Here is a 586-nt window from a genome sequence, read left to right as displayed (position 1 = left end):
AGGCAGGGCATTTCATCGCCTTCGTCGACGCGCAAGGCGGCGTCGAGGCAGCCTCGGACGGCTTCGCGGCGCTCGGCATCGAGCCGCGGACGCTGGCTGCGCTGGTTGCGGATGTGGCAAGCAGCGGCGACCGTGTCGTCAAGCGCCTTGTGCCTGGCAGCGGCACTTCCTACCCGGCCGGTTTCGCGCGGCTCACCGACACACGGCATCTGCTGGTGGTGATCGATGAAGACCAGCTCGACGGCGACCAAGGGGAACAGCCGACCGCCGGCCAGGGCGATCGGCCCGATGGTGAGCAAGGCGCGACGCCAGGCACCGTTGCAGCCACGCTGTCGGGTGAAAGCCTGGCCGCCGAGCCCGAACCCCGGCCGGTCCAGGACAACAGCCCCGCACCGGTCGTGACAGCCGGCGGACAAGCCAAGCTGGTCCCGGAGCCTTCTGAAGGCGATGCACAGACTGACGCTGGAAGCCGGGTCGTGCCCAGCCAGCAGCCTGCCCGGACCGATCATCAGGCGGATGCCGCCGAGCCCAGCCAACAGGCCGCGGACGCCGGCGCCGGCCAGCATGACCATTGGTATTTCAACGC

1 pseudogene is annotated in these 586 nt (G+C 69.6%); it reads left to right on the top strand.

From position 1 onward, the window contains the following. A pseudogene (locus EOA27_RS42830) lies at positions 1–586 on the top strand (PAS domain-containing sensor histidine kinase); the annotation flags it as partial.

The organism is Mesorhizobium sp. M2A.F.Ca.ET.037.01.1.1 (assembly GCF_003998075.1).
Taxonomy (GTDB): Bacteria; Pseudomonadota; Alphaproteobacteria; order Rhizobiales; family Rhizobiaceae; genus Mesorhizobium.
This window is presented reverse-complemented; position numbering and strand designations above follow the sequence as displayed.